This is a genomic window from Pandoraea bronchicola (assembly GCF_902459805.1).
GTDB lineage: Bacteria > Pseudomonadota > Gammaproteobacteria > Burkholderiales > Burkholderiaceae > Pandoraea > Pandoraea bronchicola.
This window is the reverse complement of record NZ_CABPST010000013.1, coordinates 140,169-160,048: the sequence shown is the minus strand read 5'-3', so window position 1 is coordinate 160,048 and position 19,880 is coordinate 140,169. Positions and strand designations below refer to the sequence as shown.

Below are 19,880 nucleotides of genomic sequence, written 5' to 3'. Positions count from 1 at the left end.
CCGTTTGACGTCACCACGCTATAGTTGGGCGTCCGTCGGGAGATCGAAGCTTCTATGGCGAAACCATGCAATTCACGTATGCGTTCCGGCGTCGCAAATACCACTGCGATTGCTGCAACAGCCGCACTTGTCACTACCCTGCTTAGCGGCTGTCTTTCGATGGCGCCGACTTACGAGCGCCCCGCTGCCCCGGTGGCCGATGTCTGGACGCCTGATGTCAGCACGTCTGCCGCCACGGCGGTGGCGCAACCGGCTTCCGCGCTCGATTGGCGCGAGTATTTCGCCGATCCGCAGTTGCGAACCCTCATCGACACCGCATTGGCTAACAACCGCGACCTACGCGTCGCGCTCGCCCGCGTCGAACAGGCGCGAGCGATGTATGGCATCCAACGCGCCGATCTGTTTCCATCACTGGGGGTGGGCGCCAGCGAGACACGTCAACGCGTGCCCGCCGATCTGAGCCTTATCGGCATCCCTTATATCAGCAGCCAATATCAGGTCGGACTCGGCCTGTCGACGTGGGAACTGGACTTCTGGGGCCGCATCCGCAATCTGAAAGACGCCGCGCTCGACGATTATTTGGCATCCGATGCATCTCGCCGCGCGCTTGAATTGAGCCTGATCTCGCAGGTCGCACAGACGTGGCTGAGTTTGCGCGAGCTCGACGAACGCATTGCCCTGGCGCAGCAGACCGTCGACAGCCGTGCCGAGTCGTTGCGTATCTTCACGCGTCGCGAGCAGGTCGGCTCGACCTCGAAGCTCGACCTCACTGAAGTCACCACGCTCTGGCAGCAGGCGCGTGCGCTCGTCACGCAACTCCAGCAACAGCGCGCCACACAGGCCCACGCGCTGCAAGTGCTTGTGGGTGCGCCGATCGACGCATCGCCGCAGGCGCTCGACCGCAAGGTCGACGACGCTCGTCTGATGCGAGACCTCGAACCCGGCCTGCCTTCGTCGTTGCTGGAAGACCGGCCCGATATCATCGCCGCCGAGTACCAATTGCGCGCCGCCCACGCGAACATCGGCGCAGCGCGCGCGGCCTTCTTCCCGCAGATCACGCTCACCGGCTCGGCCGGCACGGCGAGCAGCGCGCTCGACGGTCTGTTCAAGGCCGGGAGCGCCGTGTGGACGTTCACACCGAGCATCAATCTCCCGATCTTTCAGGGCGGACGCCTCGTGAACAATCTCGATCTCGCCGAAGCGCGGCGCGTGGAGTCGGTCGCGAATTACGAGAAAACAGTTCAGGGGGCGTTCCGCGACGTGGCCGACGCCCTGAGCGCACGCCGCTGGCTGGCCGATCAGGTCACGATCCTGCAAGCGACGCAGGACGCCCAGTCCGAGCGCGCGCGGCTCGCCAAGCTGCGTTACGACCATGGTGCCGCCGCATTCCTCGAAGTGCTCGACGCCCAGCGCGATCTCCTCGCCATCGAACAACAAACGGTGCAGACGCGCCGCGCGCTATTGTCCGCTCGCGTGTCGCTCTACACGGCGCTCGGTGGCGGCAGCCGCCTCATGCCCGCGGCCGACGCCCCCGGCGGGCCGTTCGCACGCACGCCGCGCGTCGTCGCACCGTCGCCGCTTGGCGCAGTGGGTGCAGTGGGCTCGGCGGTACCGACAAAAGCCGCACCGGCCGTTCAATAAATTCAAGAGATCAAAAGACATGACGCTTCCCAACGCCAAGAAGCTGGTTCCCGTGCTGATCGTGCTCGCCGTGGCCGGTCTGGGTTGGTACGGCTGGAAGACCTACAGCCACACCGGTCCCGGCGCAGGTTTCGCCAGCGGGAATGGCCGCATCGAAGCCACCGAAGTCGACGTCGCGACAAAGCTCCCGGGCCGTGTCGAAGCCATTTACGTTCGGGAAGGCGATTTCGTCAAGGCGGGTCAGGTGCTCGCCAAGATGCAGATCGACACACTCAACGCACAACGCGACGAAGCGCGTGCGCAGTATCAGCAGGCGATCACCAATGTCGCCGCGAGTCAGGCGCAGGCGGCAGCGCGGGTGTCCGACAAGGCGACGGCCGAAGCCAACGTCGCGGCGCGCGAAGCCGAACTCGATGCGGCCCAACGGCGTTTGTCGCGCTCGGAGACGTTGTCCAAGGAAGGCGCTTCGTCAGCGCAGGAACTGGACGACGACCGTGCCCGGGTTCGCAGCACCCGAGCCGCCGTCACCGCCGCCCGCGCGCAGGTCGCCGCCGCGCAATCCGCAGTGGAGGCTGCCAACGCGCAGGTCACCGGGGCGAAGTCGACGGTCCTGGCCGCGCAGGCCACCGTCAACCGCATCGAGGCCGACATCACGGACAGCGACCTCAAGGCGCCGCGCGATGGCCGCGTGCAATATCGCGTGGCGCAGCCGGGCGAAGTGCTCGCGGCAGGTGGCAAGGTGCTCAACCTCGTCGACCTGTCGGATGTGTACATGACGTTCTTCCTGCCCGAAGCGGTGGCCGGACGTCTCGCCATCGGCGCCGAAGCCCGCATCATTCTCGACGCGGCGCCGCAGTACGTCATTCCCGCGAGCATCTCCTTCGTCTCCAGCACGGCCCAGTTCACGCCGAAGACGGTCGAGACCGAGAGCGAACGTCAGAAGCTGATGTTCCGCGTGCGCGCCCAGATCGCACCGGCATTGCTGCAGCAGCATCTGTCTCTGGTGAAGACCGGGCTGCCCGGCGTGGCCTGGGTGAAGTCCGACAGCCAGGCGGCGTGGCCCGCCCAGTTGCAGACGACACTGCCGCAGTGAACCGCGCATCATGACGGCGCCCCCCTCGCTTTCATCGTCGCCCGGTCAAGGCGTGCCGCCGGTAGTGCACGTGGCCGACGTCACGCTGCGTTACGGCCGCAAGACCGTTGCGCTGGATAACGTCAGCATCGACATGCCGGCCAACTGCATGGTCGGCCTGATCGGCCCGGATGGCGTCGGCAAATCCACACTGCTGTCGCTCATCGCGGGCGCCCGCGCGTTACAGACAGGCACCGTCGAAGCGCTCGGGGGCGACATGGCGAGCAAGGCGCACCGTGACCTCGTGTGCCCGCGCATCGCTTACATGCCGCAGGGGCTCGGCAGGAATCTCTACCCCACGCTCTCCGTCGAAGAGAACCTGCAATTCTTCGCGCGCCTGTTCGGCCACGACGCCGCCGAACGCCGCCGCCGCATCGACGACCTCACGCGCAGCACCGGCCTGCGTCCGTTTCTCGAGCGGCCGGCGGGCAAGCTCTCCGGCGGCATGAAGCAGAAGCTCGGCCTGTGCTGCGCGCTGATTCACGACCCCGATCTGCTGATTCTCGACGAGCCGACCACTGGCGTCGATCCGCTCGCCCGCGCGCAGTTCTGGGATCTGATCGCGCGCATTCGCCGGGAACGTCCGGCGATGAGCGTGATCGTTGCCACCGCTTACATGGACGAGGCGCAACGCTTCGACTGGCTTGTGGCGATGGACGCGGGCAAGGTGCTCGCCACCGGCACGCCTGCCGAGTTGCTTGCGCGCACCCACCGCGACAACCTCGAAGGCGCTTTCATCGACCTGCTGCCGGAGGACAAGAAGCTCGGCTACGAGCCGGTCGCGATTCCACCGCTGCACGTCGACGACCCCACCCAAATCGCTATCGAGGCCAAAGGGCTGACGATGCGTTTCGGCGATTTCGTCGCGGTCGATCACGTGGATTTTCGTATCCGTCGCGGCGAGATCTTCGGCTTCCTCGGCTCGAACGGTTGCGGCAAGTCGACCACGATGAAGATGCTCACCGGCCTGCTGCAAGCGAGCGAAGGTCAGGCATGGCTTTTCGGTCACGAAGTCGATCCGAAAGACATCGATACCCGCCGCCGCGTGGGCTACATGTCGCAGGCGTTCTCGCTCTACACCGAGTTGACGGTGCATCAGAACCTCGTGCTGCACGCGCGGCTGTTTCATGTGCCCGAGGCCGAGGTCGGCGCCCGCGTCGCGGAGATGGTGCAACGCTTCGACCTGGCCGATGTGCTCGATGCGCTTCCCGACAGCATTCCGCTGGGCATGCGCCAGCGTCTGTCGCTCGCTGTGGCGATGGTACACAAGCCCGAGCTGCTGATTCTCGACGAACCGACGTCGGGTGTCGATCCGGTAGCGCGCGACAACTTCTGGCGTCTGCTGGTGGAATTGTCGCGCCGGGACCGCGTGACGATCTTCATCTCCACGCACTTCATGAACGAGGCCGAGCGCTGCGACCGCATTTCGCTGATGCACGCGGGCAAGGTACTTGTGTCCGATCCGCCTGCGAAGATCACGCAAGATAAGGGCGCGGCCACGCTCGAGCAGGCTTTCATCGAATACCTTGTCGAAGCGGGCGGCGGCAAGACTGAAACGCCCGAGACGCCCACGCCGGCAGTGCCCGGCCCCGTGCCTGCCGAAGCGACGCACGCGCAACACAAGGCGTTCTCGCTCAACCGCATGATCAGCTATCTCTGGCGCGAAACGCTTGAGCTGCAACGCGATCCGGTGCGCGCCACACTCGCGCTGGTTGGCTCGCTCGTGTTGATGCTCGTGATGGGCTACGGCATCAGTCTGGATGTGGAAGACTTGCGCTACGCGGTACTCGACCGCGATCAGACCACGCTGAGTCAGAACTACGCGCTCAATATCTCGGGGTCGCGCTACTTCATCGAACAACCTCCGATCACCGACTACGAGGACATGGACAGGCGGCTGCGCAGCGGCGAACTGTCGCTGGCTATCGAGATTCCGCCGGGGTTCGCCCGTGACGTGTCGCACGGCAGATCCGTACAGATCGGCGCGTGGATCGACGGCGCGATGCCGTTGCGCGCGGAGACGGTGCAGGGCTACGTGCAGGGCATGCACCAGAACTGGCTGGCCGATGAGGCCCTGCGCCGGCTCGGTATGCGCGTGACGGCATCGCTCGATATCGTGACACGCTATCGTTACAACCCCGACGTGAAGAGTCTGCCGGCGATGGTGCCTGCGGTGATTCCGCTGCTCTTGCTGATGCTGCCTGCGATGCTCACGGCGTTGTCCGTAGTGCGGGAGAAGGAACTCGGCTCGATTCTGAATCTGTACGTGACCCCGGTAACGCGAACGGAATTCCTGATCGGCAAGCAGATCCCGTATGTCGCGCTGGCGATGTTGAATTTCCTGCTCATGGCATTGATCGCCGTGACGCTGTTCGGCGTGCCGATCAAGGGCAGCTTTCTCACGCTGACGACCGCCATCTTTATTTTCAACGTCGTCGCCACCGGCATTGGCCTGCTCGCGTCGACGTTTACCCGCAGTCAGATCGCGGCTTTGTTCTTCACGATGATCGGCACAATGATTCCGGCGATCCAGTTCTGTGGAATGCTCACGCCGGTGCCGTCGATGGAGGGCTCGGGCCGGCTTATCGGCGAGATCTATCCGGCGACTTACATGCTCATCATCAGCCGCGGCGTCTTCAACAAGGCGCTCGGGTTTGCCGATCTCGGCAGCGCCTTCTGGCCGATGCTCGTCGCCGTGCCGGTCATTCTGGGCGTCACGATCCTGATGCTCAAGAAACAGGACAAGTGATGACGAGCCCGAGCGCACCACAAGCCTCTCCCCCGCCAACGCCTGCGGCAAAGCCCAGCGTCGCGACGCCGCGCCACGCACATCCGTGGCGGCGGCATCTGGCGAACATCTACCGGCTCGGAGTGAAGGAGCTTTGGAGTCTCGCACGCGATCCGATGATGCTGGTGCTGATCGTCTATACGTTCACGGCGTCGGTGTATTCGGCGGCTACAGCCCAGCCCGATACGCTGCACCTCGCGCCTATCGCCATCGTGGACGAAGACGCCTCACCGCTCTCGCAACGCATCGTCTCGGCGTTCTATCCGCCGCAATTCACGATACCGCGCATGATCACGGCCGACGCCGTCGACCGGGGCATGGATGAGGGTGCCTACACGTTCGCGCTGAACATTCCACCGAACTTTCAACAGGACATTCTGGCGGGACGGGTGGCGGAGGTGCAGCTCAACGTCGACGCCACGCGCATGAGTCAGGCGTTCTCTGGCAGTGGTTATGTGCAACAGATCGTGTCGGCGGAGGTGAGCGAATTCCTTCAGCGATACCGGTCGACGCCGCAATTGCCGGTGGATCTGGCGTTGCGGGTGCGCTTTAACCCGACGCTGGAACGCGCGTGGTTCGGTGCGTTGATGGAAATCATCAACAACATCACAATGCTCTCGATCATTCTCACGGGTGCCGCGCTCATTCGCGAGCGTGAGCACGGCACGATCGAGCATTTGCTCGTCATGCCGGTGACACCGGCCGAGATCATGCTGGCGAAGGTCTGGTCGATGGGGCTGGTGGTGCTGATCGCGGCAGGCATGTCGCTCTGGCTGATCGTGAGCGGCGCGCTGCATGTGCCAATTGGCGGTTCGGTGGCGCTGTTCATGCTGGGCGCGACGCTGCATCTGTTCGCCACCACGTCGATGGGCATCTATCTGGCGACGCTCGCCCGCTCGATGCCGCAGTTCGGTATGTTGATGATTCTGGTACTGCTGCCGCTGCAAATGCTCTCCGGCGGGATCACCCCGCGCGAGAGCATGCCGAAGGCGGTGCAAGACATCATGCTCGCCGCACCCACGACGCATTTCGTGGAGTTGGGTCAGGCGATTCTGTTCCGTGGCGCCGGCATCGGCGTCGTGTGGGTGCAGTTCGTGGCGCTGACCGTCATCGGCGCCGTGTTCTTCGCCTTCTCGCTGCGGCGTTTTCGCCGCACGCTCAGTTCGATGGCTTAACGTCGTGCTGCCTGCGCTGCTTCGGCGTTCGCCAGCCCCTGTCATGCCTGATTTGCGAGGTCATTGCCATGCCTGCCAAGTCGTCTGCCGCACTTGAACGCCGACCCTCCCGCGCCAGTGCATCTGCCACCGCGGCCAACGCTGCCGATGCCCCGTGGCTCGCCGCGAACCCGTGGCTGTCGAACCTGCCTTGGATGGCGGCTGCCGCCGAGTACGCCGTGGACGCGTGGCAACGCAGCGTGCTGTTCGGCGATGTGATGCGTCAGCGCGGCAACCAGTATCAGGCGCACCTTGCCGAGTCGGCACCGAACGTGCTCGACTTTCCGGCGGAGGTGATCCTCGACGGGCACGATCTGCCGCGTCCGTGCAATTACTGTCTGATGCGCATTGTGCCGTCGGATGAGATGCCCACGCAGCCGACTGCGCGCCCCTTCGTGGTCGTCGATCCGCGCGCGGGTCACGGCCCGGGCATCGGCGGCTTCAAGCCCGACAGCGAGATCGGCGCGGCCCTGCGGGCGGGACATCCGTGTTATTTCGTGGGCTTTCTGCCCGACCCGGTCCCCGGTCAGACGGTTGAGGACGTGATGCACGCCGAGGCCGCCTTTCTGGAGAAGGTGATTTCGCTGCATCCCGAGAGCGCGGGCAAGCCAGCGGTCATCGGCAATTGTCAGGCAGGCTGGCAGGTGCTGATGACGGCAGCGATGCGTCCCGAACTGTTCGGGCCAATCATCGTGGCCGGAGCACCGCTGTCCTATTGGGCGGGTTGGCGCGGGCGCAATCCGATGCGATATTCGGGCGGTCTGCTCGGCGGCAGTTGGTTGACGGCGCTCACCAGCGATCTGGGCGACGGACGCTTCGACGGCGCCTGGCTGGTGCAGAACTTCGAGAATCTCGACCCGGCCAACACGCTGTGGCGCAAGAAGTATCACCTTTACGCCAATGTCGACACGGAAGCGCCGCGTTATCTGAGCTTCGAGAAGTACTGGGGCGGACACGTGTTCCTGAACGCGCAGGAGATGCAGTACATCGTCGACAATCTCTTCATCGGCAACCGGCTGACGAGTGCGGAGTTGATCACGAGCGACGGCATCCGGATCGATCTGCGCAACATCCGCTCGCCCATCGTGGTGTTCTGCTCATATGGCGACAACATCACGCCGCCGCCGCAGGCGCTGGGCTTCGTGACGGACATGTATCGCGACGACGCGGAAGTGCTCAGTCACGATCAGACGATTGTGTACGCGACGCACGACAGCATCGGCCATCTCGGCATCTTCGTGTCGGGCAGCACCGGGCGTAAGGAGCATCGCAAGTTCGTCAACAATATCGATCTGATCGATGTGTTGCCCGCTGGCATCTATCAGGCGCAGATCGCCGACAAAACGGAAGACACGCCGCACCAGGAATTGATCGACGGCGATTACGTGATGTCGATTCAGCGGCGCAGCGTCGAGGATGTGCGTGCCATTGTGCAACCGGATGGCGAGAGCGATCGCCGCTTCGCGGCCGTGGCGCACCTGTCGGACATCCATCTCGGTTTGTATCGCAGCCTCGTGCAACCATGGGTGCGGGCAATGGTCACGCCGACCTCGGCATACTGGATGCGTCTGCTGCATCCGCTGCGGGTGAGTTACGAGCTTTGGTCGGATCGCAATCCGTTTGCCGTGCCGTTCGCCGCAAAGGCGGAGCATGTGCGAGAGACGCGGCATCCGGTGTCGCCTGACAATCCATTCCTTGCGATGGAATCGGCGGTGTCGAACACCATCGAGCAATCGCTCAACTTCTATCGCGATGTGCGCGACGACGGGTATGAAAAGACCTTCGAACTGATTTACGGGCTACCTTGGGTACAGGCGCTCGCCGGGTTGCATGGCAGCGACGGCGCTACGGTGCATGTGCACCCCGGCACGTCTCCGGAGCATGTCGCCTTTGTCGCAAAGACGCTGGCGCAGCGTCACCACGAACTGCAAGAAGGCGGGCTGCTGGAAGCAGGCCTTCGCGCGCTGCTTTGGGTGCATCGCCTGCACGGTGAAGCCGACGAGCGTCAGTTCAACCTCGCACGTTCATTGCCACGGGGCGACAGCAATATTTCGATTGAGCACTTCCGCGAAATGATCCGCCGTCAGGCCGGGCTGCTGCGCATGGCGCCCGACGCAGCGATGGAAGCGATTCCGGGCATGCTCGCCCATGCGACACCGGCGAATATCCGACGGGTGGCGAAAGCTGTGAAGGATCTCAGCCTCGCCGTGCCACTCGATGGCGGCGAGCAACGCGATCTGGAACAGGTGCTGGCTGTCTTCGAAGACGCAGCTTCGCAGCAGGAGACCGCAGCGGGACACGCCGCCAAACCTCGCCCGGCGCGAGCGGTCACCGCGCCGCGCAAGACCACGACGCCCGCCGCCACACCTCGCAAGCGCGCCACCGCCGCCCCAAAAACCTCCGCCGCCACGAAGACGCCCCGAACGGCCAGCGCCCAGAAAGCGAATAAAACTCGCTGAACCCGGTCGCGGGCGATGCGCCGGACCTCCTCCGGTCATCGCCCAATCGGCACGTATATCCGCGCCAGCAAACCCCCGCCGTCGCGCGGCGTGAACGCCACAGCAGCACCAAAGCGCAACGCGATAGCCCGCACGATCGATATCCCCAATCCCGCCCCCTCGCCCCGCCGCCGGCCCTGATCGCCTCGCCAGAAACGCTGCCCCATTTGCGCCGCCTGCTCCGGCGCAAGACCCGGGCCCCGGTCTCCCACCTCAATGCAATACCGCTGCCGCTGCTCGTCCATTTCCACCGTCAGATCCACACGACTCCCCTGCGGCGAGTAGCGCAACGCATTGTCCACAAGGTTCCTTACCGCCGTGCCCAGCATCGAACGAGGTATCGCAACGCCCCCGTCTTCGCATCTCATGCTAAAGACCACCCGTGCCCCACCACGACAGATCGGGGCCCCATTCCGCCACTCAGACAGTGACCCAACTCGCAGCGGAACGGGGCCCCGATCCGTCTCCTCCCATTCGCTCAATACGCCCTCTATCGCACCACGCACCGACTCGCACACGTCCTGCTCATGAGCCGGTGCCTCCGCCCGCACCAAGGTCATCATCTGATCCAATGTGTGCCGCAATCGGCGCACACCGATGCCCGCACTGTGCAACGCCCGTCGGGCCGGCTCCCCATGAGTGATCTCCGCTACCTGCAAATGCGTGTCGATCGCCGTGAGCGGCGTGCGCAGTTCATGCGCAGCAGCATCTGTAAATGCTTTCTGGTTGGCCAATGCCTGCGTCAATCGATCCAACAATCCGTTTAACGCCGATACCACCGGGCGTAACTCGGCCGGCGCACGTCCCAGATCAATCGGCGTGGTGTCGTCTTCACGCCGGCGCCTTAACGTCGAACGCAACACCTTCAACGGCGACAGCCCCTTTCCTATGCCTATCCACAACGCTATCAATCCACCCACGACCGCAATCAGGAACGGCACGCCCGCAGCACTCAGCAACGCGTTCGTCAGGCCCGCTCGCTTTTCAAGCCAATCCGCCGTCATGACCTGATACCCACGGTCATCCTGCAACACATAGATTCGCCAACGCTTGCCGTCAACCTCCATCGTGCTAAAACCCAACGGCAACGCCTTCTCCGCGGAACGCGGTCCGCCTTCCGTGCGCGCCAACACCGCCCCCCGCACCGAACGAATCTCGCACGCAATCCCGTCGTTGGTGCCGACGCGAATCACATCGCCCCAATCCGACTGCCCCACACCCGGCCCGAGTGGCGCCAGCGCAACCCGCGCCAACAATCCCGATACCATCCGCGCCGACATCGCCAAACGCTCATCCAAGGCCCTGTCGAGGTTCGCCTGAACCCCCCGCATCATCCATCCCGCCGCTGCCACCCAAAGCACAATCAACGCGATGCCAGTAATCAATACCGCTCTCAGCCGAAGACTCATGACAACGCCCACCCCAATCGATAACCCAAGCCGCGCGCCGTTTGAATAACGCCCCAACCCAACTTGCGACGCACGTTGTGAATGTGAACGTTCAACGCATTGCTGTTGACGCGCTCAGTCAACCCATACAACCGCTCGTGCAACATGTCCGGCGTCAACCATCGACCCCGCGTGCTCGCCAGATGCGCCAACAAGTCGACCTCCTTGCGCGAAAGCTCGACCGGCTCGTCATCGAGCCACGCCAATCCGCTCGCCGGCTCCAATCGAAGCGGCCCGGCTTCAATGATCTGCGCAGCCCGTCCCTGCGTGCGACGCATCAATGCATGCAATCGCGCCGCCAACTCTCGCAAGTCGAACGGCTTGACCATGTAGTCATCCGCCCCGCCATTCAACCCCGCGATCCGATGCTCGATGGCATCGCGCGCCGTCAGAATGAGTACGGGCACCTCAGGCTCCACCGCCCGGATTTTCGCAAGCACCTGCAGGCCATCTCCATCAGGCAAGCCCAGGTCGAGTACCAACGCGTCGAACGTGTTCTCCGCATGCGCACACACCGCCGTCGATCCGCTCGCCACATGCTCCACCGCAATGGTCAACGCCTCCAGTCCCGCAACAATGCCGCTCGCGATCAACGCGTCGTCTTCCACCAACAGCACTCGCATGAATCCGCACCTCCTTTGATTACCGCGTCATGTTACGCAATATGCGTAATCCATTGAACGCGGGGGACGTGCGCGTTGATGCGGAACCAACATCGTCAACCCGCGTTAACTCTCGGTTAATCGGCACAGGGCATGCTCTTGCCTGCTTTGGCACTCCCTCAGGAGGACAGATTTGTTACGCCGCTTCTTTTTCATCTTTGTGATTTTGCTCGGCGCACTCGGCGGGATGCGCGCCGCCGACGCGTTTCCCTGGCAAAGCGAGCCGACGTTTCTCGACGCTTCGCAGGTGCTGACACTCTCCCCCGCCAATCCGGTGGATGGTCGTCTCGAAGTCGCCGGACATATTGCGAAGGACTACTACGTTTATCAGCATTCTCTGCGCGCGGAAGATGTCTCCGGAAAACCAATCCATCTGACACTCTCCGAAGGCGCGCGACACACCGACGAGTTCTTCGGCAAGACGCAGATCTATACACTTGACGCACTGCGCATGCACCTGAGCGCCGCAACGTCAGGCCCCGTGACACTGCACTGGCAAGGCTGTGCGGAAGCAGGCATCTGCTATGCACCGCAGACGATGCAAATCACGTTGCCCGCTGACCCGGCACCGACGGCCGATGCGCCCACGGCCTCCATGACGCCGGCGCCCTCCGCGGTCGATACCGCACCGCTCGCGGAAGATCAGGCCGCGGCACAGCGGCTCGCCACGCTCGGCCCCGTCGCCGCCACGCTGCTGTTTTTCGGTTTCGGCTTACTGCTGGCCTTCACACCATGCACGCTGCCGATGATTCCCATCGTCTCGACGATGATCGTGGGCAATCGTCCCGCAACGTTGCGCGCGCTGTCACTGTCACTGTCGTACGTACTGGCGATGGCGCTCACGTACGCCTCGGTCGGCGTCGCAGCCGGGCTGGCCGGCGCCAATTTGCAGGCCACGTTGCAATCGCCTTGGCTGCTCGGCGCCTTTGCAGGACTCTTCCTCGTGCTGGCCGCTTCGTTGTTCGGTCTGTTCGAGCTGCGTCTGCCCGCATTCGTGACGAATCGGCTCGATGCCGCCGGGCACTCACGCACGGGGGGCAGCCTCGCAGGGGCTGCCGCGCTCGGCTTGCTCTCGGCGCTGCTCGTCGGCCCTTGCATGACCGCGCCGTTAGCCGGCACATTGCTCTACATCGGCCAGACCGGCAACGCCTGGATGGGCGGCATCGCGCTGTTTGCGTTGGGGCTCGGCATGGGGCTGCCTTTGCTCGCCATCGCCCTGTTCGGCTCGCGAGTTCTGCCGCGCCCGGGCGCGTGGATGGTGCGTGTTCGAATGGCATTCGCCTACATGATGACGGGCATGGCCATTCTGATGCTGACCCGCTTTCTCCCCGGCAGTGTCAGTCTCCTGCTCTGGGGTGCCCTCGGCCTCGGACTCGCTACCGGATTCGCCGCCTGGGCATGGACGATGCGCGCAACGCCGGCCGGCTGGACACTCGTGTTCGCGTCGTCATTGGCCGGTGTCTGGTCGGTGTTCATGCTTGTGGGCGCAGCATCCGGCAGCGATTCTGTCTTGCGGCCGCTGGCACGGGCGAGCGCCGCCGTTGCGGGTGGCGCGGACGAACGCCGCAGCAAGGCGTTCGACTATGTGGGTGTCAAGTCTGCGGAGGATGTGGACGCGCGCATCGCGCAAGCCGCCGCGAAAGGGCAATGGACGTTGATCGATTTCTACGCCGACTGGTGCGTGAGCTGCCATGTCATCGAACGCAATGTGTTCGGCGATCCGGCGGTCGCCGCACGGCTCGCGCGCATGCAGGTGCTGCGCCCCGACGTGACGAAGAACGACGCGATCGATCGGGCCCTGATGAAGCGGTGGGGCGTGCTAGGCCCGCCAACACTCATTCTCATCGACGCGAACGGCAAGGAGGTGCGCGCCCAACGCATGGTCGGCGAACTCGATGCACGTAGCTTCCTGCACCGCCTCGACGCCGCGGGGGTCGTATGACCGGTATCGGCCCGTTTTCGGTGCAGACGGTCGCCGTGGCGGCGGCGATGCTGGTCGCATGGCTCGCCGCACGCTACCTGCTGCGCAGCACTGACGCCGCTTCGCGGCGCGCAGGCGCCAGCGTGCTCCTCGACGCGCTGTTCGTCGGCCTGCTCGTCGCCCGGTTCGTTTACGTGCTGCGGTGGTGGCCGGAATACGTCGCGGCGCCACTTTCCGTCGTCGCGATTGGCGATGGCGGGTTCGATAGCTGGGCGGGTCTTCCCGTTGCCCTCGGCTGGGCGCTATGGCGTGTGAGACGTCATTCGTCGCAACGTCGACCGATGCTGTGCGGCTTCCTCGCGGGCGTGGCGATCTGGGCCGTCGCACAGGCCGGCTTGAACGTCATGCAGCGCACCGCGCCGCCGCTGCCGTCGTTGGTGCTTTCCAGAGCGGACGGTCAACCTGTCTCACTCGACGCCTATCGCGGCCGTCCCGTCGTCATGAATCTCTGGGCAAGTTGGTGCCCGCCGTGCCGTCGCGAAATGCCGGTGCTCGCCAAGGCACAGGCCGACTATCCCGACGTGCGATTCCTGATGATCAATCAGGGCGAGAGCGCGCATACGGTCGAAGCGTTCGTGCAGTCTCAGGGCCTGCGCTTCGACGATCTGCTGCTCGATCCCGCCTCACTGGCCATGCAGGCAGCCGGCGCTCGCGGCCTGCCCACCACGTTGTTCTTCGATACGAACGGCCGTCTGGTCGATACCCATCTGGGCGAGCTGACAGCGGCGCGTCTGCGCGACACGCTGCAAGGCCGTCTTCAGCAACCCCCGGCACGTCGTACACCATAGGAGTCCCCCATGTCTGCTCGCAAGTTCATTATTCCCGCCCTGATCGCCGTGCCGGTTATCGCAGTCGCTGTCTATGCGATTACGTCAGGCACTTCCGGCGCCTCGGGCAATCCGGCTGACGGCCAGGACACACCGGCCGTCATTGAGGCGCTGACACGCGAAGGTGTGCAGGATCTGCAACCGTTCGACACCGGCGTCGAGATCCGCGGCTTCGCCGGCACCGCAGGTCAGGAACCGGTCGCTGTCTACGTGCTGCGCGACGGCACGGCGATCGTCGGCACACGCCTCGACGCCGAGGGCAAGCCGCTGGATGTCGAGCGCGTGAGCAAGCGCCTCGCCAAGCCAATGAGCGAAGCCGTATGGTCGAAACTCGCCGCCTCCGCCTGGGTGCAAGACGGCAAGGCCGATGCCCCGCGTGTGGTGTACACGTTCAGCGACCCGAATTGCCCCTACTGCAATCGCTTCTGGGCAGCGGCTCGCCCGTGGGTCGATTCGGGCAAGGTTCAGTTGCGCCACGTGATGGTCGGTGTCATCAGGGCCGACAGCAGCACGAAGGCGGCGGCCATCCTCGGCGCCGCCGACCGCACCGCAGCGCTCCTGCAGAATGAACGGCAGTTCGCCAGTGGCGGCATTTCGCCAGCGCCGGACGTGTCACCCGACATTGCCCGCACGCTCGACGCCCATCGGCAACTGTTGGCGGAGCTGGGCTTTCGCGGCACCCCCGGCATCGTCTATCGCGACGACGCCGGCATGATTCAGCGCGTGAACGGCATGCCGCGCCCCGACGCGATGGCGACGGTCATGGGTCCGCTTTGAGTTCCCCGGCAGACGGCGTCGAAGCGCGGGGCCGTCTGCGCCTGCGGTTGCAGAATCGGCGAACGACAGCCGCTGCGGTGCGCACATTCTTGCGAGAAAGACCCCGTTCGCGCGTGAAACCCGCCGATTGACCGCTTTTTGCGACGCCCCGCCCACGCCCCCCGGCAGATGCTGCTACAATCGACGTCACTATGAAGTCGCATCAGTCTTCCTCCCTCCTCTGGTCGCCTCTGACCGCTGCCCTGCGCTGGTGGCGGTAACCCGCCACGTCTATCTCATCCCCATAGCGCCCTCCCCCGCGGATCGCGAACTCAATGTGGGGGCACGCTCAGGGGGAATTCGCAAATCTCATGCGTTCGACAATCCTTTGTCACCAGACGAACAGGGACCATCATGCTGCTGATGATCGACAACTACGACTCGTTTACCTACAACATCGTCCAGTACCTCGGTGAATTGGGCGAAGACGTGCGGGTCTTTCGCAACGACGAAATCACCCTCGACACGATCGCCGAACTCGCCCCCGAGCGCATCTGCCTCTCGCCCGGCCCAAGCTGCCCGGCCAACGCAGGCATCACGCTCGACGTGCTCAAGCGCTTCTCCGGCGAGATTCCGATTCTCGGCGTCTGCCTCGGCCATCAGGCGATCGGCGAAGCCTTCGGCGGCAAGGTCGTGCGCGCCCAGCAAATCATGCACGGCAAGGTGAGCGAGATCGAAACCACCCAGCAAGGCGTGTTCGCGAATCTGCCCAAGCGATTTACCGTCACGCGCTATCACTCGCTGGCCATCGAGCGCGCATCGCTGCCCGAGTGCCTCGAAATCACCGCGTGGACGGACGACGGCGAAATCATGGGCGTGCGTCACAAGACGCTCGACGTCGAAGGCGTGCAGTTCCACCCCGAGTCGATTCTGTCGGAGCATGGCCACGCCGTGCTGCGCAACTTCCTGCAAGCTGCCCCGCGCGTGGCGCAAGCCGCCTGAGCCACCCGAGACGATCCGCCAGAAGAGAGAGAAACGATGATTACCCCGCAAGAAGCCCTGCAGCGCACCATCGAACACCGTGAAATCTTCCACGACGAGATGCTGCACCTGATGCGTCTCATCATGAAAGGCGAGATTTCGCCGGTCATGTCCGCCGCCATCATCACCGGCCTGCGCGTGAAGAAGGAAACCATCGGCGAGATCGCCGCCGCCGCACAGGTGATGCGCGAGTTCGCGAATCACGTCGATGCCCCGGCCGATGAGCATTTCGTCGATATCGTAGGCACGGGCGGCGACGTGTCGCATACGTTCAATATTTCGACCGCCTCGATGTTCGTCGCCGCCGGCGCAGGCGCGAAGGTTGCCAAGCACGGCAACCGTGGCGTGAGTTCCAAGTCGGGCAGCGCCGACGTGCTCGAAGCGCTCGGCGTGAACATCATGCTCTCGCCCGAACAGGTGGCCGAGTGCCTGCGCGACGTTGGCATCGGCTTCATGTTTGCGCCGAATCATCACCCCGCCATGAAGAACGTCGCCGCGATCCGCAAGGAAATGGGCGTGCGCACGATCTTCAACATTCTCGGCCCGCTCACGAACCCTGCCGGTGCGCCGAACCAGTTGATGGGCGTGTTCCACCCCGATCTGGTCGGCATTCAGGTGCGCGTGATGCAGCGTCTGGGCGCCGAACACGTGCTCGTGGTCTACGGTAAAGACGGCATGGACGAAGTGTCGCTCGGCGCCGCCACGCTGGTGGGCGAGCTCAAGGACGGCAAGGTCACCGAATACGAAATTCATCCGGAAGACTTCGGTCTGCAGATGGTGAGCAATCGCAGCCTGAAAGTCGGCAGCGCCGAGGAATCGAAGACGATGCTGATCGAAGCGCTCGAGAACAAGGCAGGCACCGCCCGCGAGATCGTGACGCTCAACGCCGGTACCGCCCTGTATGCTGCCAACCGCGCGGCATCGATCGGCGACGGCATCGAGATGGCACGCGAATCGATCGCCAGCGGCGCGGCGCGCGGCAAGCTCAATGAATTCGTTGCTTTTACGCAGCGATTCAAGGCCTAACGTTCGACACGCTCACGGCGGGCCGGTTTTCGGCCGCGTTTGCGCCTTCCTTTCGGCGCGATTTCCCGAGAAAGCCCGCCCCTTTCAGTTGCCCCGGAATCATCTATCGATATGTCTACCGTTCTCGACAAGATCCTGGCCGTGAAGGCCGAAGAAGTCGCCGCCGCGAAGCGCGTGCGTGACCTGGCGAGCCTGCGCCGCGATGCCGAAGCCACCGTCGGCGACAGCGCATTGCGCACGCGCGATTTCGTAGGCGCGATGCGCACGAAGATCGACAACGGTCTGCCCGGCGTGATCGCCGAAATCAAGAAGGCCAGCCCGTCGAAGGGCGTGATTCGCGAGAACTTCGTCCCCCCGCAAATCGCCGAGTCGTATCAGCAAGGCGGCGCCGCCTGTCTGTCGGTACTGACCGACGTGCAATTTTTTCAAGGCTCGCCCGAGTATCTGAAGGCGGCGCGTGCCGCCTGCGATCTGCCCGTGCTGCGCAAGGATTTCATGATCGACGCCTATCAGGTCTACGAGGCGCGTGAAATGGGCGCCGACTGCATCCTGCTCATCGCCGCTGCTCTGGAACTGGCCCATATGCGCGAACTCGAGGCCCAAGCCCACGAACTGGGCATGGCTGTGCTCGTCGAAGTCCACAACGGCCGCGAGCTGGACGCCGGGCTCGAACTGAGCACGCCGCTGCTGGGCATCAACAATCGCAACCTGCACAACTTCGAAGTGTCGCTCGACACGACGCTGGGCCTGCTCAAACACATTCCGGACGATCGTCTGGTCGTCACGGAGTCGGGTATCCTGTCGCGTGATGACGTGACGCGCATGCGCGCGGCCAACGTCAATGCCTTTCTCGTCGGCGAAGCCTTCATGCGCGCGCCCGAGCCGGGCGATGCACTCGCCACGCTGTTCGACATGCCGCGCTGACGCGCTATCGCACGTCACAGAAGCCATCGATGGCACGGCGGCCCGCCCCGGGACGCCGCCTGATGTCTGGCGAGGCGCATCGTACCTGCACGGTGCTGGGACGCACGGCGCGCACGGCATCCCCCTCACAGGAGCGGCCCGATGGCCATCGAACGCGAACTCAAACTTGCCCTTCCCGGCGACCTGCCCGCCGCACGTGCCGACGCGCTGATTTCCCACCTCGACCGCTTGCCCGGTGCCGATGCCCGCGGCGAACGCCATCTCGTCAATCGCTATTTCGACACGCCCTCGCTCGCCCTCGCTAACGCCAAGGCAGCTTTGCGACTACGCTTCGTGGCACGCGACGGCCACGCCGGACAATGGCTGCAAACGCTCAAGTCGGTCGGCGAAGCACACGACGGACTGCATGTGCGTCACGAGTGGGAGCAGGCCGTGCAAGGCGAAGCCCTCGAACTCCCGAAGTTGATCGCGGCTTGCGACGTGCCCGCCACCGCTGATCTGCTGCGTGCCGAAGGTGCGAATGTCGTCGCACAGTTCGAGACGAATTTCGTGCGACGCCTATGGCGCTATATCGCGGGTGACGGCACGGCAGTGGAGATTGCTTTCGACCGCGGCGAAGTCGCCGTCGAGGCCGGCGGCAAGCGTCACACGGCACCGCTCGTCGAAGTCGAACTGGAATTGCTCGATGCGCCAGACGACGACCGCGAAGGCCAGGGGGAGCGCGTTCTCCACGCACTCGCGCAGGACTTGCGCCAGTGGCTGCCCGAACTGCACAGCGACAACGTGAGCAAGGCGCAGCGCGGCTATCGTCTGCGGCAAAAGGTGCTCGGTCTCTGATCGCTTCACCTGGATACCCGGCGTCACTGCGTTTCCAGCGCACGCCCCTTCGCCCCTTCGCCCCATTCGACAGACTTATCGCATGACATCACGCTCACGCGCCGCATCCCCGGCGAAAACCGATGAACGGCAAGGTTCGCTGTTCGACGAGCCAGCGCCGACGGCCAACGCGCCCGACACGATCGTGCCGCCGCAAACCCCTTCTGCGGCGGCAGCGCCGCCCGCGCGCCGACGCGGTCGTCCACCGAAGTCGGCCACGCCTTCGACGCCCGTATCGAAGCCTTTGCCTGCCGCCGCCGAACCCGGCCCGGACAACGCCAATGTCGCGGGCCCGCTCAAAGGCCGCATCGAAGATCAGTTCGACGCCTTGCCCAACGACTGGAAGGCACTGGTTTCGCCGTTCGTCGAGAGCGCGGCTTACCCGGCGCTGTGCCGTTTCGTCGACGCCGAAGTCGCTGCCGGCAAGACCGTCTATCCGGCGGACATCTTCCACGCGCTTCGCATGACGTCACCCGAGGACGTCAAGGTCGTCATCCTCGGGCAAGATCCCTATCACGGCGACGACCACGGCATCGCGCAGGCACACGGCTTGGCGTTTTCCGTACAACGGGGCGTGCGCGTGCCGCCGTCGCTGCGCAACATCTACAAGGAAATCGAGCGCGATCTCGGGTTCCCCCCACCGTCGCATGGCAATCTCGACGCCTGGGCGAAACAGGGTGTGCTGCTGCTCAACACCACGCTGACCGTGGAAGCCGCCAACGCGGCAAGTCATGCGAAGCCGTTCAAGACAGGCGGATGGCAAGCCTGCACCGACACGCTGCTCTCTGGTCTCGCCGCGCAGCCAGGGCCGCTGGTCTTTCTGCTGTGGGGAAGCCACGCGCAGGCGAAAGCGCCACTGCTCGCCGGTCACGGCCATCGGCTTCTCGAAGCCCCACACCCATCGCCGCTCTCGGCACATCGCGGTTTTCTCGGCTGCGGCCACTTCAGCGCCGCCAACGCCTTCCTCGAGCAACACGGCAAGACGCCCATCAACTGGCGATTGCCGGACTGAGCCGGCGCGGGAGCCGCCCCGCGTCTTGCCTCCCCCCTTTCCTGCCCGCACTCG

General features: G+C 64.4%; 15 protein-coding genes. 13 read left to right on the top strand and 2 right to left on the bottom strand.

Features of this window, described 5'->3' with window-relative positions:
* Positions 1 to 78: 78 nt before the first annotated feature.
* The 5 genes from PBR20603_RS20530 to PBR20603_RS20510 all read left to right on the top strand — a co-directional run bounded on the left by PBR20603_RS20530 (position 79) and on the right by PBR20603_RS20510 (position 9,234).
* Entirely contained in the window at positions 79 to 1,641 is a 1,563-nt protein-coding gene (locus PBR20603_RS20530) for an efflux transporter outer membrane subunit (protein WP_150561295.1), read from the top strand.
* A 19-nt stretch (positions 1,642 to 1,660) separates the two neighbouring features.
* A complete protein-coding gene (locus PBR20603_RS20525) occupies positions 1,661 to 2,734 on the top strand; it encodes an HlyD family secretion protein (RefSeq protein WP_150561294.1) in 1,074 nt (357 codons plus the stop codon).
* A gap of 10 nt (positions 2,735 to 2,744) precedes the next feature.
* Positions 2,745 to 5,522, top strand: coding sequence for a ribosome-associated ATPase/putative transporter RbbA (gene rbbA, locus PBR20603_RS20520; RefSeq protein ID WP_150561293.1), 2,778 nt, complete (start codon positions 2,745 to 2,747; stop codon positions 5,520 to 5,522).
* On the top strand, positions 5,522 to 6,736 hold the full coding sequence (locus tag PBR20603_RS20515; protein ID WP_246174884.1) for an ABC transporter permease: 1,215 nt from the start codon (positions 5,522 to 5,524) through the stop codon (positions 6,734 to 6,736). Before rbbA ends, PBR20603_RS20515 begins: the two co-directional genes overlap by 1 nt.
* A 68-nt stretch (positions 6,737 to 6,804) precedes the next feature.
* The gene (locus tag PBR20603_RS20510; protein ID WP_150561292.1) at positions 6,805 to 9,234 is read left to right on the top strand and encodes a DUF3141 domain-containing protein; all 2,430 of its coding nucleotides are present in this window, start codon (positions 6,805 to 6,807) and stop codon (positions 9,232 to 9,234) included.
* Between the two features lie 35 nt (positions 9,235 to 9,269).
* Here PBR20603_RS20510 and PBR20603_RS20505 read toward each other — a convergent pair whose 3' ends face one another.
* Together PBR20603_RS20505 and PBR20603_RS20500 are read right to left on the bottom strand one after the other, a co-directional pair.
* Entirely contained in the window at positions 9,270 to 10,682 is a 1,413-nt protein-coding gene (locus tag PBR20603_RS20505) for an ATP-binding protein (RefSeq protein WP_150561291.1), read from the bottom strand.
* Positions 10,679 to 11,344: a response regulator gene (locus PBR20603_RS20500; protein WP_150561290.1), complete on the bottom strand. Its 666-nt coding sequence runs from the start codon at positions 11,342 to 11,344 to the stop codon at positions 10,679 to 10,681. The genes PBR20603_RS20505 and PBR20603_RS20500 overlap by 4 nt, the downstream gene beginning before the upstream one ends.
* Positions 11,345 to 11,516: 172 nt before the next feature.
* Here PBR20603_RS20500 and dsbD point away from each other — a divergent pair, with 172 nt between their 5' ends.
* The 8 genes from dsbD to PBR20603_RS20460 all read left to right on the top strand — a co-directional run bounded on the left by dsbD (position 11,517) and on the right by PBR20603_RS20460 (position 19,826).
* Positions 11,517 to 13,325, top strand: a complete 1,809-nt coding sequence (gene dsbD / locus PBR20603_RS20495; RefSeq protein ID WP_281356078.1) for a protein-disulfide reductase DsbD — start codon at positions 11,517 to 11,519, stop codon at positions 13,323 to 13,325.
* Positions 13,322 to 14,152, top strand: a complete 831-nt coding sequence (locus tag PBR20603_RS20490) for a TlpA disulfide reductase family protein (protein ID WP_150561289.1) — start codon at positions 13,322 to 13,324, stop codon at positions 14,150 to 14,152. Before dsbD ends, PBR20603_RS20490 begins: the two co-directional genes overlap by 4 nt.
* A gap of 9 nt (positions 14,153 to 14,161) precedes the next feature.
* Positions 14,162 to 14,968 (top strand): thiol:disulfide interchange protein DsbG, encoded by an 807-nt coding sequence (gene dsbG / locus PBR20603_RS20485; RefSeq protein ID WP_150561288.1) that lies wholly within the window; start codon positions 14,162 to 14,164, stop codon positions 14,966 to 14,968.
* 393 nt (positions 14,969 to 15,361) lie between these two features.
* Positions 15,362 to 15,949 (top strand): anthranilate synthase component II, encoded by a 588-nt coding sequence (locus PBR20603_RS20480; protein ID WP_150561287.1) that lies wholly within the window; start codon positions 15,362 to 15,364, stop codon positions 15,947 to 15,949.
* Positions 15,950 to 15,985: 36 nt separating this feature from the next.
* On the top strand, positions 15,986 to 17,014 hold the full coding sequence (gene trpD, locus PBR20603_RS20475) for an anthranilate phosphoribosyltransferase (protein WP_150561286.1): 1,029 nt from the start codon (positions 15,986 to 15,988) through the stop codon (positions 17,012 to 17,014).
* 111 nt (positions 17,015 to 17,125) lie between these two features.
* Positions 17,126 to 17,938, top strand: coding sequence for an indole-3-glycerol phosphate synthase TrpC (trpC, locus tag PBR20603_RS20470; protein ID WP_150561285.1), 813 nt, complete (start codon positions 17,126 to 17,128; stop codon positions 17,936 to 17,938).
* 141 nt (positions 17,939 to 18,079) lie between these two features.
* Positions 18,080 to 18,775 (top strand): CYTH domain-containing protein, encoded by a 696-nt coding sequence (locus tag PBR20603_RS20465; RefSeq protein ID WP_150561284.1) that lies wholly within the window; start codon positions 18,080 to 18,082, stop codon positions 18,773 to 18,775.
* A gap of 82 nt (positions 18,776 to 18,857) precedes the next feature.
* Positions 18,858 to 19,826 (top strand): uracil-DNA glycosylase, encoded by a 969-nt coding sequence (locus PBR20603_RS20460; RefSeq protein WP_150561283.1) that lies wholly within the window; start codon positions 18,858 to 18,860, stop codon positions 19,824 to 19,826.
* The last annotated feature ends 54 nt before the right edge of the window (positions 19,827 to 19,880 follow it).